Genomic DNA, 12,416 nt, shown 5'->3' with positions numbered 1-12,416 from the left:
ATGGAGGCAGATAAGCGGCGCCGCATATTCGGCGGCGCCACCATGGAAATCGTCAGATCAGCGCAGTTCGAATGCGTCCTGAATCTGCTTGGCGCCTTCCTCTGCGGTCATCTGGCCGGACACGATCTCGACCGAGACATCGTTGACGACACGGCCAACGGCGGCCCCCAGTGTCTGGTCGAAGAAGTTCTGGTGCCAGGTGGAGGCGGCAAGCTGCTTGGCGGAATCCGCGAGCAGCGGGTTTTTCACCGCACCGGCAGCGCCCGTTGCAACCGGCAGGATCATGCCAGCGGTCGCCATCTTTTCTTCGCTTGCCTTGCTGGTCAGGAAGGTCGCGAAATCGATCGCTTCCTTGGAGGCGTTCTTGGTGAGCGCCCAGCCGTTCAACCCACCCAGCGTGTCGGTGGCCTTGCCGGCACCGCCTTCAACGACCGGGAAGGCAAAGCGGCCGATATTTTCGGGGGCAAGCCCCTTGCCGTCACCGGCATTCTTGCGCTGGTTGGCTTCGGTATTATCGAAGCCGAGGATGATGGCTGCCTTGCCGTCCCCGAAGACGCCGAGCGCCTGCGGCCAGGTGGAGCCGAGATAACCGGGCTGGAAGGGTTCGAGCTTGCCGAACTCGGCCAGCTGCTCGCCCGCCTTGATGATGGCAGGGTCCATGAAGCCTTCGCCTTCGCCCTTGCGGGCTGCATCAAACACGGCCTGCCCGCCATTGCGCATGACGAGGTAGCTCCAGTAGAAATGGATCGGCCATTTCTCACCGCCACCGCCGGCAATCGGCACGATGCCCGCGTCCTTGATCTTCTTGACTGTTGTGCTGAAATCCGCCCAGGTCTTGATATCCTCGGCCTTCACACCGGCCTTGGCGAACAGCTCCTTGTTGTAAAAGAAGCTGACGAGGCTGACGCGATACGGCACGGCCCAAACCTTGCCGTCAAAAGACAGGCCGTCGATTGCGGAGGCATTATAGGCTTGGCGCAGCTTGCCGCCATCGGCATCGAAAACTTCGGTCAGGTCCTTCAGCGCACCGGTCTTGGACTGCTCCTCAAGGACGCCGCCGCCCCAGCTGTAGAAGAAGTCAGGCACGTCGTTGGATTGCAGCAACGTCGGCAATTTTGCCTTGAAGGCCTCGTTTTCAAGGAACTGCAGCTGAACATCGACATCGGGGTGCTTGGCCTCATATTCCTTGGCAATCTCCTCCCAGACAGCCACGGATTTCGGGTCAAGCTCCACATGCATCCATTTAACGACCGTCGCGGCCGAGGCGCTTACGGCGCCGAGCATGAGAGCAATGCTTGTCGTTGTGGCAAAGCCTGTCAGCTTGCCGCCCAGGCTTGCGCCTGCGTGCCAAATCGTCATGATGGTGATCCTCCCTCGGGGATTTCCTCATTTATTCCCCAATGCGGATTAATTCATATCAGGGTTCGCTCATTGTCAAGGCACAATGCCGATTTTTTGCGCTTGGCGCTTGACACACCCCACCCCCACCCCGTTATTTAATCCGCATTCCGATATAAATCGGGAAGCAACGGCATTGATCGCAGCAGGACACCATGAAGACCGCAGACCCAGAATTGATGCGCGCGATCAACAGGCTGAGCGTGCTGGACAGCATCCGCCGCCATGGGCCAATTTCGCGGGTGGAAATCAGCGAAAGAACGCAGCTCTCCACCACGACCGTTTCGGCGATCACCGCCTCGCTGCTGGATGACGGCCTTATCCTTACCCGCCATATCGGCGATATCCGCACCGAAGGCGCACGCGGCAGACCGCGCGTGATGCTGGAGCTGAACCCGGACGCCGCCCGCGTGGTGGGCGCCAAGATCGCCGCGAACCGCATGGTTTTCGTCGTCACCGATTTCTGCGGCAATGTGCTGTCCACTCTTGCCCTGCCGATCCGCGTCGACCGCCAGCCGATCGGCGTCATTGCCGATCTGGTGGAGGACGGGGTGCGCCGCTGCGTCGTCGATGCCGGCTTTTCGCTTGAGGACGTGGACATGGTCTGTCTTGGCCTGCCCGGCGTCATCGAACATCGCACCGGCAGGATCCGCAGCAGCCCTATCCTGCGGGAAGTAAACGTCAATTTTGCCGAGGAAATGACGGCGCGGCTGAATTCCCCGACCATCATCGAAAGCGACGCCCACGCCATCACGCTCGCCCACCACTGGTTCGGCCATGCTCGTGACCTCGAAGACATGGTGCTGATTTCGCTCGAACAGACGCTCGGGCTTGGCGTACTACATCAGAACCAGCTCTTCCGCGGCGCGGGCGGCCTCAGCCACAATCTCGGCGACCTCGTCATCGGCCTTGCCAATGAAGGCACGGTGCGGCTGGCGAGCCAGGCGGGCGAAAATGCCATTCTTGGCTCGCGCCCGGTGGACGGGCGTTTTGCCGAAGCGATCCGGCTTGGTCGCGGCATGCAGCATGCCCATGCGCTGATTGCGGCGGAAGACCACGATCTTATCGCCGCAGCGCTGCGCGCCGGTGCGGCCCTTGGCCTGACACTTGCCAATATCGTCACGCTGTTTGCGCCGCCGCGAGTCATCATCACGGGCTCCAGTCTGGAGCTCGGCGAGCCCTTCATCACCAGCATTCGCAACAGCTACAATGCCGCCGTGCCGCCATCACTGGCCGGCGTAGCGGAGCTGGTTTTTGACATTGCGAGCGATGACTTATGGGCGCAGGGGGCTGCGGCCGTCGCGCTTTATGAACTTTACGAATCGCCATGGAACACCACGGGGCCGGCGCTCTAGCCGAAAGGCTCGTGCACGGGATTCGGCATTTCTGATTTACGGGAGGAATCACATGAAAAAGGTCGGTATCGGCATCATCGGCTGCGGCAACATTTCCAGCGCCTATCTTAAGGCCATGGCCTCGTTTCCAATTCTCGACATTCGCGGTCTGGCGGATATGAACGAGGAGGTGGCGAAGGCCCGCGCGGCAGAATTTGGCCTTCAGGCAACAAGCGTCGACGCGCTTCTTTCTGACCCTTCAGTGGAAATCATCGTCAACCTGACGATCCCCAAGGCGCATGTGGAAGTGGGTCTGCGAGCGCTGGACGCCGGCAAACATGCCTATTCCGAAAAACCGCTGGGCATCAATTTCACCGAAGGCAAACGTCTTGCGGATGCGGCAAAAGCAAAGGGCCTGCGTATCGGCTCGGCCCCGGATACATTCCTCGGCGGTGGCCACCAGACAGCACGCCGGTTGATCGACGAGGGCGTGCTGGGCCAGCCGGTCGGCGGAACGGCCACTTTCATGTGCCCCGGCCATGAGCGCTGGCACCCCAACCCCGCCTTCTATTACGAGGTTGGCGGCGGGCCTATGCTGGACATGGGCCCCTATTACATCACCGATCTCGTCAATCTGTTTGGCCCGGTCGCCAAGGTTGCAGGTTTTGCCATTGCGCCGCGCAACGAGCGCCTTATCACCAGCGAACCGAAGAACGGCGAAAAAATCCCCGTTCATGTCGCCACCCATGTTTCCGGCGTGCTGGCGTTTGAGAACGGCGCCGTGGTGCAGGTGGGCATGAGCTTCGACGTGGCCGGCCATAAACATGTGCCGCTGGAAATCTACGGCACGGAAGGCACACTGATCGTGCCCGACCCCAACCACTTCGGGGGCGAGGTGCAATTGCTGAAAAAGGGCGGCCAGTTCGAACCGCAGGCGCTGTCATCCCCCTATGCCGACGGCAATTACCGCTCGATCGGCGTCGCGGACATGGCCCATGCGATCCGCGAAAACCGTCCGCACCGCGCCAATGGCGATCTTGCGCTACATGTGCTGGAGGTCATGGAAGCTTTCCAGACGGCATCGGACAGTGGCACCACCGTTTCCATCACCACCAAGGTGGAGCGCCCTGCTCCGCTTGAAACATCGCTGGTCGACGGCCAGCTCGGCAAATAATCCTGAGGAGGAAATAAATGCGCGAAGCACTCATCGTCTGGGGCGGCTGGAGCGGCCACGAGCCACAGGAATGCGCCACCATCGTCAAGGACATTCTGGAGGAAGACGGGTTCAAGGTCTATGTCGAGCATAGCACCGAAGCCTTCGCCGATCCTTCAGTGCATGATCTCAGCCTTGTGGTGCCGATCGTCACCATGTCGAAGATCGAGAAGGAAGAAATCAAGAACCTGACGGCCGCCGTCGAAAACGGCGTCGGCATTGCCGGCTTCCATGGCGGTGCAGGCGACAGTTTCCGCGAATGTGTGGAATATCAGTTCATGATCGGCGGCCAGTGGGTCGCCCATCCCGGCAATATCATCGATTACACAGTCAATATCACCCGGCCGGATGATCCGCTGATGGAGGGGATTTCCGATTTCCCTTATACGTCGGAACAATATTACATGCATGTCGACCCCTCGAACGAGGTTCTGGCGACAACGACATTCACCGGCGATCACGCCTGGTGGATCGACGGCGTGGTGATGCCGGTCGTCTGGAAGCGCAAATACGGTAAGGGCCGCGTCTTTTATTCGGCACTCGGCCATCAGGCCAAGGAATTTTCCGTGCCGCAGATGAAGACCATGTTCCGCCGCGGCGCCAACTGGGCCGCACGCTAACGGTTGCATCGAGAGCGGCCCTGAAAGGCCGCTCTTCCATCTTACCAGTCACGGATAATTTCTTCCGCAGCCATCGCAACACCCAGCAGACGGTCGTCCGTTCCATGCAGGCCCGAAAGCAGCAGGCCGACCGGCATGCCTGCCTCGCCGGTTCCACAGGGAATAGACACGCCACAGTGATCCAGGAAATTGCCGATCTGGGTGTTACGCAAGGTCTTGGCATTCATCGCGAAAAAGGCATCGTCATTTTCAACCAGCGGCGCCACCTTGGCCGCGACATGTGGCAATGTCGGTGAAATCAGAATCTCGTCCCTGCCGATCATGGCGGAAAACGCCGCCGTCATCCGGTCGCGCGCCTCGATGATGGCGATATAATCAGGCATGGAGATATTCGCTCCGAGCCTTGTTCGCACGACCACGCGCGGGTCCATGCGCGCGGCGTCGGCACCTTCAAGTCGGGCTTTGTGCAGGGAAAAGGCTTCCGCCGTCACCAGCGCGCCCTTTTCCCTGATGAGATCGAACAATTCCGAAAAAACCGGAAATGCCTGCCGCCGAACCGAAGCGCCGGCACGGACCAACCGTTCCACCGCCTGTTCGAATGCGGCCGCGACGCCCGGCTCGATGCCATCAAAAACCACCGTTTCCGGCACCACCAACGACACGCCGGACAAAGGCATGCGCGCCAGATCCGCAGCCGTTCTGCCGCGCATGGCGGCATCCACCCAGACGGCGTCCTGCACGGTGAGGGTCAACGGCCCGAGCGAATCGAGGCTTTTCGCCAGAGGATAAACCCCATGCATCGAATAGCGGCCACGGCTCGCCTTATATCCAACCACGCCATTGAAGGCGGCCGGAATGCGCACCGATCCGCCCGTATCCGTACCGATAGCCACCGGCACCAGACCGGCGGCAACGACAACGCCCGCTCCCGATGAAGAACCGCCCGGCAGGCGATGGCCATCCGTGGAGACGGGATTGCGCGGCGTACCGTAATGCGGGTTGATGCCGAGACCGGAAAAAGCGAACTCACTCATATTAGTGCGGCCGATGGAAACCATTCCGGCCTGCTTCAGCGCCGCCACCACATCCGCATCGCGGGACGCAGGCGCATCATCCGACAATATCTTCGACCCGGCAGTCGTGGGCATCCCCTCGAGATCGAACAGATCCTTCCAGGCCACCGGAATCCCATCGAGCACGCCGCAGGAACGGCCCTCGCGAATGCGTTTCGAGGCGCTTTCCGCCTCCGCCATGGCCCGCGCCGATGTTACGCTGACAAAGATCGCCTGGTCATCTTCTTTGCCGATCGCATCCAGCGTCTCCTCCGCCAAGGCGCGCGGATCGAGATGGCCGCTTTGGATAAGAACGGAAAGCTGCGCGATGTTTTTGCCCCGGTGAGCCATGATATCTTCCCTGAAACCCGCATGTCGCGCTCAACATGCCGTTTCTCGGCCACTTGGCAAGGCCAATCACCACAGCCATGATCAACCGGGCGGCGTAAAATAACCCCGCGCTGCGTTTCCGCCAGACCGGTTTTTTCAACCACAGGTACAGGCCCGTGACGCAGCGTATCAGCAACGACTATAAAAAGACGGACTAATTCTTAATCGCATCTAAACTTTGTTGAATTATTTAGCAGACACCGCCGAAATACATGCCCTATAAAAATTCCATAAAACAATTATAACGCGACATCGCGGGGGACTATCGCGAATGGAAGAGACTGCCTATCAGGGGACAGATAGACAGATTGAACCCGGCCAAACGCTTCGCTCAACGACGCAGCCGGAAATGGGCCGGTTTTCGCGGCGGCGCTCGCTCGCCAGCAAGATAACCCTGATATTCCTTGGTGGTGTGATCTTTTCCTACAGCATCGGCGCTCTTGTCGGCTGGTACATGTTCGTGGCTGCCTCCAGCGAACAATGGCTTAATCAGGCTCGCGTCAATTCACAGATCGCCAGCGCGACGTTGCGCAGCATCTATACCTATGTCAGCGTCACCGCCGATGCGGACGGACAGGTCAACGGCATATTGACCGACAAGCCGATTGGCGACGACGGATCCATTCTCGTTACCGGCTTCAATCCTAGCGACGTTCTCGCCCTCATCGGCGCACAGACAAAAAATGCCGTCTGGCTTTTTCGTTATGACGAGGACGATGCCGGTTTCAGGCAGATCGCCGCGGCCTTTGACAATGCCACCGACGACAACGAAAAACCGCTTGCCACCGACCCCATCTTTTCGAGGGATGCAGTTGCCGCGCGTTTTTCGACCGGTTTTGCCACCATCGGCGAGTCCAGCCATTATATCGGCCTGCTGCCGATCATCAGCACGGAAACGAAGAAACCCATCGGCGCGGTCGCCGTTAGCATCGGCGGTTCGGACGCGCTTTATGGCGCACAGCGCAAGCTGATCTATAATTCGCTCGCCGCGCTGATCGTGGTCCTGACCGTCACCGGCGTGCTTGTGACCGTCATTGCCCGGCATTTCCTCAAACCGGTCCCGGCGCTGGTGCAGGCCACACTTCGAATTGCCCGCGAAGAAACCGACGTCGTCACACCGTTTCAGGAACGACGGGACGAGATCGGCGATATGGCGACCGCCATCGAAACGCTGCGTGAGGCGGTACTGGAGCGCGGACGTCTGCGGCAGATACGCGATATGGCGCAGCAACTCGAACATATGGCCCATCACGATGCGCTGACCGGACTGCCCAACCGCGTGCTGCTGATGAAGACGCTGGAAACCCGGCTGGAACATCTTTCCGCGTCCGGCCAGCCATTCAATGTCATGCTGCTCGATCTCGACCGCTTCAAAGCCGTCAACGACACGCTGGGACACGCTGCAGGCGATGCCCTCTTGGTGGCGGTGGCCTCGCGCATTTCCGCCGTGCTTGGTGAAAACGACATGGTGAGCCGTCTTGGCGGCGACGAGTTCGCGATCATCCAGTCGACAAACGCCGACTGCGAGAGCGATGCAGCGATGCTAGCGGCGCGGGTGGTGCACGCGGTCTCGCGCAGTTTCAGCCTGGAAGGCAGCGCTATCAGCATCGATACCAGCATCGGCATCGCCTGCGCGCCGGGCCACGGCACATCGGCCACACAACTTCTGCAACATGCCGATCTTGGCCTTTACCGTGCAAAATCCATGGGCTGCGGTTATTTCGTGTTTTACGAGCCGGGCATGGACATGGCGGCGAAGCACAAGCATGCGCTGGAAATAGACATGAAATCCGCGCTCGAAAACCAGGAATTCGAGCTGTATTACCAACCCGTGGTCAATCTGCAGAGCGGCCGCATCGTCGCTTACGAGGCGCTGGCCCGCTGGCGGCACAGCAAACTCGGCCTCATCACCCCGGACCGTTTCATCACCCTTGCCGAAGAAAACAACTTCATCAAGCCATTGGGTGAATGGGTTCTGGCACAGGCCTGCATGGATGCCATGACGTGGCCGAAAGATATCCGGCTTGCCGTCAATCTGTCCGCCGTCCAGCTCTCCAATGACGATATCGTCCCTGTTGTCGACCGGGCATTGGAAAAATCCGGCTTCCCGGCCGAGCGGCTGGAGCTTGAAGTCACGGAAACCGCGATGCTGGAGCGTGATAGCAGTACGAAAGCGCTGAAACTGCTGAAGGAAAGAGGCGTCCGCCTCGCGCTTGATGATTTCGGCACCGGTTATGCCGGGCTCAGCACGCTGACCCATGTCGCCTTCGACAAGATCAAGATCGACCGCGAATTCGTCTCCGGCCTGCCCACCAATCCCATGTGTTCGGCCATCGTCAACACCATCATCGACATGGCCGAGCAGATCGGCCTGAAGGTGACCGCCGAGGGCGTTGAAAACAGGGATCAGGTCGAAGCCCTCAAGCTTTCGGGATGCGACGAGGCTCAAGGCTATTATTTTGCTGAACCTGCCCCTCTGGCCCGAATCCTCAAAAACCGCGCCGTTATTACCCCGGCCGCCAAGGACGAGTACGGCGATGCCGGTCGGTCGGCACCGGGTTCTTATCATCCACCACAAAAAGCGATTTGAGAAACCAGCCGCCGACCAAAAGGACATAAAATGCGCCTTTCAGTATTTTGCCTTTTCCTCACATGCTTTGCTCCTGTTACCCCGCTGCAGGCCGCCGATGAAGGCGACACGCTTCAGCAGATTGCCAAAACCGCAAAAATCCGTATCGGTTATCGCGAGGCCGAACCGCCCTTTTCCTATCAATTGCCAAACGGGGAAATCACCGGTTTCTCTACCGATCTCTGTCGGGCAATCAGCGAGGATATTCGCAGCAAGCTGAAGCTCGACAAGATCGAGCTCGAATATGTCAAGGCAACGCCCGCGACCCGCTTCATTCTTGTCCGCAGCGGCCAGATCGACATTGAATGCGCCGCCACGACCAATAATAGCGAACGTCGCAAGATCGTCGATTTCTCCTATCCCAATTTCATGACCGCGACACAGTTTCTCTCCCGCAAGCAGGACAATTTGAAAAGCCTTGCCGATCTCGCCGGGCGATCCGTCACATCCGCTTCCGGCACCGTCAATATCGAACAGCTGAACGCCGTGAACCGGGCGAAGAACCTCAATATCTCTGTCATGCCGACCAAGACCAATGAAGAAGCCTTCGACCTCGTTGTTGCCGGCAAGGCCTCCGCCTTCGTGATGGATGGCATATTGCTGGCGGCGCTGGCGGCGACCTCGGAAAATCCTGACCTTTATGCACTCTCCGAGGAAACGCTCAGCGCTCCCGAACCCTATGGTCTGGTTTTCCGGCGGAACGACCCGGCGTTCAAGGCGGCGGTCAATGATAGTCTTCGGCATATCTACACCAGTTCGACCATTCACGGCCTTTATGAAAAGTGGTTCACCAAACCCATTCCGCCGAACGGCATGAACCTGAACCTGCCAATGGCCGCATCCCTGAAACAGGCCTACGACCATCCGAGCGAATACCAGGACTGAAAGCGCAAGACGCCGAACCGCATTGATTTGATGACGATGTTTTAACGGATTGTTTTAGCTGGAGATGCGCGATGCAGAGATCGACATTGTGGCTGTTGTTGTTTTTCCTGAGCTTTCAGCCCGTGGCGGCGGCCAGCGACAATGCCCAACCACCGACACTTGAAACCATTGCCAGGACTGGCACGATCCGGCTGGGTTTTGCCGATCGCAATATTCCCTTTTCCTATCTGGGCACCGGCCCGGAGCCTATCGGCTACAGCATCGAGCTTTGCCTCCGCGTGGCGGATTCCATCAAGAGAAAGCTCGCCCTGCCGGAACTGAAGGTCGAGTTCGTCAAGCGCACGCCCAGCAACCGCATCATGCTTCTCAATGACGGCACCATGGACCTGGAATGCGTGGCGAGCACGAATACGGAGGAAAGACGCAAGGCCGTCTGGTTTTCCTACAGCCACTTCATCACCGGCACGCGTTATGTCGCGCTGAAATCAAGTGGCCTGAACACCGTCGCCGATCTTGCCGGGCGAACGGTGGTGGTGACGACAGGCACCATCAATATCAGCCAGCTCAACGTGCTCAATCGCAAACTGGGAATGAACATCGCCGTCCTGCAGAATGACAGCACGGAGGGCAGTTTCGATATGGTGACGGAAAATCGCGCCTCTGCCTTCGTCATGGACGATATCCTCCTGCGATCCTTCATCGCCGAGACCGGCAGGCCGGAAGATTACGTCATCTCGAACGAATATCTTGCCCCGCCGCAGCCCTATGGCCTGATGCTGCGGCACGGCGATACCGGCTTCCGGGACGCCGTCAACGAAGCGCTGGAGCAGATTTATCAAAGCGGCGAAATCGAAAAAATCTACGACAAATGGTTCAACGCGCCGATCCCGCCGAATGGCATCAACCTGAAACGCCCGCTGCCCGGCGATCTGGCAGAAGCGTTTCGAAGCCCTGTGGATACGACGGCAGAATGAGAAACGCCGCCCGGAGGCGGGCGGCGTCTTTTATGAAGTGCCTTATGCAGCGCGAAGATGGGCGCCCAACGGAATTTCGACATCGATCTCCAATATGGAGACATGTTCGTCACGATCCATTTTCACATGCACCCGGTCATTGTCTATCTGTACATGCTTGGCGATGACGCTAAGAATTTCTTCCCGCAGAACGGCGACGAGATCGGTTCCCGACGACGCCCTTTCGTGGGCGAGCAGCACCTGCAGGCGTTCGCGCGCAAGCGGTGCCGACTTCTGTTTACGGAAGATACTGAAGATGCTCATGCAGCCCTCCTTGCGAAGATCTTGGAGAAGATGCCACGCTTCTCGCCCGGGATGACGACCGGAATATCCTCGCCGGAGAGGCGGCGGGCGGCGTCGAAATAGGCCATGGCCGGCGCGCAACGGGCATCCGCCAGCGTGACAGGCGCACCGACGTTCGAAGCGCGCAGCACATCGGTGCTTTCCGGAATGATGCCGAGCAGCGGAATGGAGAGGATTTCGAGAACGTCATCCACTTTCAGCATGTCGCCGCGTTCGGCGCGGACGGAATCATAACGCGTCAGGAGCAGGTGCTTTTCCATACGCTCGCCGCGCTCGGCCTTCAGCGTCTTGGAATCGAGCAGGCCGATGATGCGATCGCTGTCACGCACCGAAGAGACCTCCGGATTGGTAACGACGACAGCCACATCCGCATGGCGCATGGCCAGCGTCGCGCCGCGTTCGATACCGGCGGGGCTGTCGCAGATCACCCAGTCGAAGTGCTTCTTCAACTCGGCGATGACCCATTCGACACCTTCCGGCGTCAGATTGTCCTTGTCGCGGGTCTGCGAGGCCGGCAGAAGGAACAGCGTCTCGAGCCGCTTGTCGCGGATCAGCGCCTGCGTCAGCTTGGCATCACCCTGGATGACGTTGACGAGATCGTAAACCACGCGGCGTTCAGCACCCATGACGAGATCGAGATTGCGCAGCCCGACATCAAAATCGACGACCACGACCTTCTCTTTGTTCTGCGCCAATGCGGCGCCAAGCGCTGCGGTCGAGGTGGTCTTGCCGACCCCGCCCTTGCCGGAAGTTACAACGACTACCTTCCCCATATGGCTCTCTCCTGTTCCTGTTCGTTTCTCTGTTATCAGCCGAGCTTCGCGGCCTTGATGGTATCGTTTTCCAGCCAGAGCTGAACGGGCTGGCCGCGCAGCTTGTCGTCAATGTCCTCGGCAACCTTGTAGACGCCGTCGATGGCCAAAAGCTCCGCTTCAAGCTTGCGGCAGAAGATGCGCGCCGAGACATTGCCGAGCGAACCGGCCATGGCCCGTCCGCGCAGCGCACCGTAAATATGCACCGAACCGCCGGCGATGATTTCAGCGCCCGAAGCGACCGAACCGATGACGGTGACGTCACCCTCTGGAAACATGATCGACTGGCCGGAGCGCACCGGCTCGTTGACGACCAGCGACTGCACGACGGCGCGAACTTCGCCCGAAGCGTGCGGCTTGTCTTCCGGCAATTCGGCAGCCACGGCGACCGGCTCCACCTCGACATCGGAAGCAGGCTTGCCACCCTTCAGCGACGGCGGCATGCCCGGCTCGATCATCGACGGGCGAACACCCTCGATGCCCATGATGCCAACATTGCGTTCTCTCAGCGCCGCCAGCAGTTCCTTCAGGCCCGCCTTGTCGAGCGACAGCTCCGACACATCGAGAACCACCGGCCGCGACAGGAAGAACCCGGCCGAGCGGGCAGCCAGATCATCAAGCCTTTCGAGCCATTGATCGACCGGAGATTCGGGGGACAGGACGACCGCGAGGAAGGAGCGGCCTTTGATACGGATCGAACGCTGGTCTGTTAGCACTTTGGTCATCTTGGTAAACAAATCGTTGACAATTAGGTACCTCGAATATGG

The 12,416-nt window shown here is 59.4% G+C and carries 11 protein-coding genes; 6 read left to right on the top strand and 5 right to left on the bottom strand.

Translation table 11 applies throughout. From position 1 onward, the window contains the following. Window positions 1–57: 57 nt before the first annotated feature. Window positions 58–1,359: an ABC transporter substrate-binding protein gene (locus GSF67_RS22200; protein WP_006314815.1), complete on the bottom strand. Its 1,302-nt coding sequence runs from the start codon at window positions 1,357–1,359 to the stop codon at window positions 58–60. A 194-nt stretch (window positions 1,360–1,553) separates the two neighbouring features. On the opposite strand from GSF67_RS22200, the gene GSF67_RS22195 reads away from it, so the two are divergent. From GSF67_RS22195 to GSF67_RS22185, 3 genes are read left to right on the top strand one after another with little or no spacing between them, the layout of a single operon-like run. Beyond that, window positions 1,554–2,753 (top strand): ROK family transcriptional regulator, encoded by a 1,200-nt coding sequence (locus GSF67_RS22195; RefSeq protein ID WP_006314816.1) that lies wholly within the window; start codon window positions 1,554–1,556, stop codon window positions 2,751–2,753. Between the two features lie 52 nt (window positions 2,754–2,805). After that, window positions 2,806–3,906: a Gfo/Idh/MocA family protein gene (locus tag GSF67_RS22190; RefSeq protein ID WP_006314820.1), complete on the top strand. Its 1,101-nt coding sequence runs from the start codon at window positions 2,806–2,808 to the stop codon at window positions 3,904–3,906. A gap of 17 nt (window positions 3,907–3,923) precedes the next feature. Beyond that, the gene (locus GSF67_RS22185; RefSeq protein ID WP_004438834.1) at window positions 3,924–4,565 is read left to right on the top strand and encodes a ThuA domain-containing protein; all 642 of its coding nucleotides are present in this window, start codon (window positions 3,924–3,926) and stop codon (window positions 4,563–4,565) included. Window positions 4,566–4,606: 41 nt separating this feature from the next. Here GSF67_RS22185 and GSF67_RS22180 read toward each other — a convergent pair whose 3' ends face one another. Continuing rightward, complete coding sequence (locus tag GSF67_RS22180) at window positions 4,607–5,968, bottom strand: amidase (protein WP_006314821.1); 1,362 nt, start codon at window positions 5,966–5,968, stop codon at window positions 4,607–4,609. A gap of 310 nt (window positions 5,969–6,278) precedes the next feature. Between GSF67_RS22180 and GSF67_RS22175 the strand changes: the two genes are divergently transcribed. From GSF67_RS22175 to GSF67_RS22165, 3 genes are all read left to right on the top strand, one after another. Then, window positions 6,279–8,597 (top strand): EAL domain-containing protein, encoded by a 2,319-nt coding sequence (locus GSF67_RS22175; RefSeq protein WP_006314827.1) that lies wholly within the window; start codon window positions 6,279–6,281, stop codon window positions 8,595–8,597. 30 nt (window positions 8,598–8,627) lie between these two features. Continuing rightward, complete coding sequence (locus GSF67_RS22170) at window positions 8,628–9,521, top strand: amino acid ABC transporter substrate-binding protein (RefSeq protein ID WP_006314828.1); 894 nt, start codon at window positions 8,628–8,630, stop codon at window positions 9,519–9,521. 71 nt (window positions 9,522–9,592) lie between these two features. After that, entirely contained in the window at window positions 9,593–10,495 is a 903-nt protein-coding gene (locus GSF67_RS22165) for an amino acid ABC transporter substrate-binding protein (protein ID WP_006314829.1), read from the top strand. A gap of 42 nt (window positions 10,496–10,537) precedes the next feature. On the opposite strand, the gene minE is transcribed toward GSF67_RS22165, so the two are convergent. From minE to minC, 3 genes are read right to left on the bottom strand one after another with little or no spacing between them, the layout of a single operon-like run. Next, complete coding sequence (gene minE / locus GSF67_RS22160) at window positions 10,538–10,798, bottom strand: cell division topological specificity factor MinE (RefSeq protein WP_006314830.1); 261 nt, start codon at window positions 10,796–10,798, stop codon at window positions 10,538–10,540. After that, window positions 10,795–11,610 (bottom strand): septum site-determining protein MinD, encoded by an 816-nt coding sequence (minD, locus tag GSF67_RS22155; RefSeq protein WP_006314831.1) that lies wholly within the window; start codon window positions 11,608–11,610, stop codon window positions 10,795–10,797. The genes minE and minD overlap by 4 nt, the downstream gene beginning before the upstream one ends. A gap of 35 nt (window positions 11,611–11,645) precedes the next feature. Further along, a complete protein-coding gene (minC, locus tag GSF67_RS22150; protein WP_006314832.1) occupies window positions 11,646–12,374 on the bottom strand; it encodes a septum site-determining protein MinC in 729 nt (242 codons plus the stop codon). Window positions 12,375–12,416: the final 42 nt, after the last annotated feature.

This window comes from Agrobacterium sp. CGMCC 11546, from assembly GCF_013365515.1.
In the GTDB taxonomy this organism is placed as follows: Bacteria; Pseudomonadota; Alphaproteobacteria; order Rhizobiales; family Rhizobiaceae; genus Agrobacterium; species Agrobacterium fabrum.
Note: the sequence above shows the minus strand (reverse complement) of the source record. Positions and strands in the feature narration are given on the sequence as shown.

Excerpts from the sequence above, each read along its gene's own strand:
- minC (WP_006314832.1), bottom strand. The coding sequence starts at position 12,374 with ATGACCAAAGTGCTAACAGACCAGCGTTCGATCCGTATCAAAGGCCGC.
- GSF67_RS22185 (WP_004438834.1), top strand. The coding sequence starts at position 3,924 with ATGCGCGAAGCACTCATCGTCTGGGGCGGCTGGAGCGGCCACGAGCCA.
- GSF67_RS22180 (WP_006314821.1), bottom strand. The coding sequence starts at position 5,968 with ATGGCTCACCGGGGCAAAAACATCGCGCAGCTTTCCGTTCTTATCCAA.
- GSF67_RS22165 (WP_006314829.1), top strand. The coding sequence starts at position 9,593 with ATGCAGAGATCGACATTGTGGCTGTTGTTGTTTTTCCTGAGCTTTCAG.
- GSF67_RS22200 (WP_006314815.1), bottom strand. The coding sequence starts at position 1,359 with ATGACGATTTGGCACGCAGGCGCAAGCCTGGGCGGCAAGCTGACAGGC.
- minD (WP_006314831.1), bottom strand. The coding sequence starts at position 11,610 with ATGGGGAAGGTAGTCGTTGTAACTTCCGGCAAGGGCGGGGTCGGCAAG.
- GSF67_RS22195 (WP_006314816.1), top strand. The coding sequence starts at position 1,554 with ATGAAGACCGCAGACCCAGAATTGATGCGCGCGATCAACAGGCTGAGC.
- minE (WP_006314830.1), bottom strand. The coding sequence starts at position 10,798 with ATGAGCATCTTCAGTATCTTCCGTAAACAGAAGTCGGCACCGCTTGCG.
- GSF67_RS22170 (WP_006314828.1), top strand. The coding sequence starts at position 8,628 with ATGCGCCTTTCAGTATTTTGCCTTTTCCTCACATGCTTTGCTCCTGTT.
- GSF67_RS22175 (WP_006314827.1), top strand. The coding sequence starts at position 6,279 with ATGGAAGAGACTGCCTATCAGGGGACAGATAGACAGATTGAACCCGGC.
- GSF67_RS22190 (WP_006314820.1), top strand. The coding sequence starts at position 2,806 with ATGAAAAAGGTCGGTATCGGCATCATCGGCTGCGGCAACATTTCCAGC.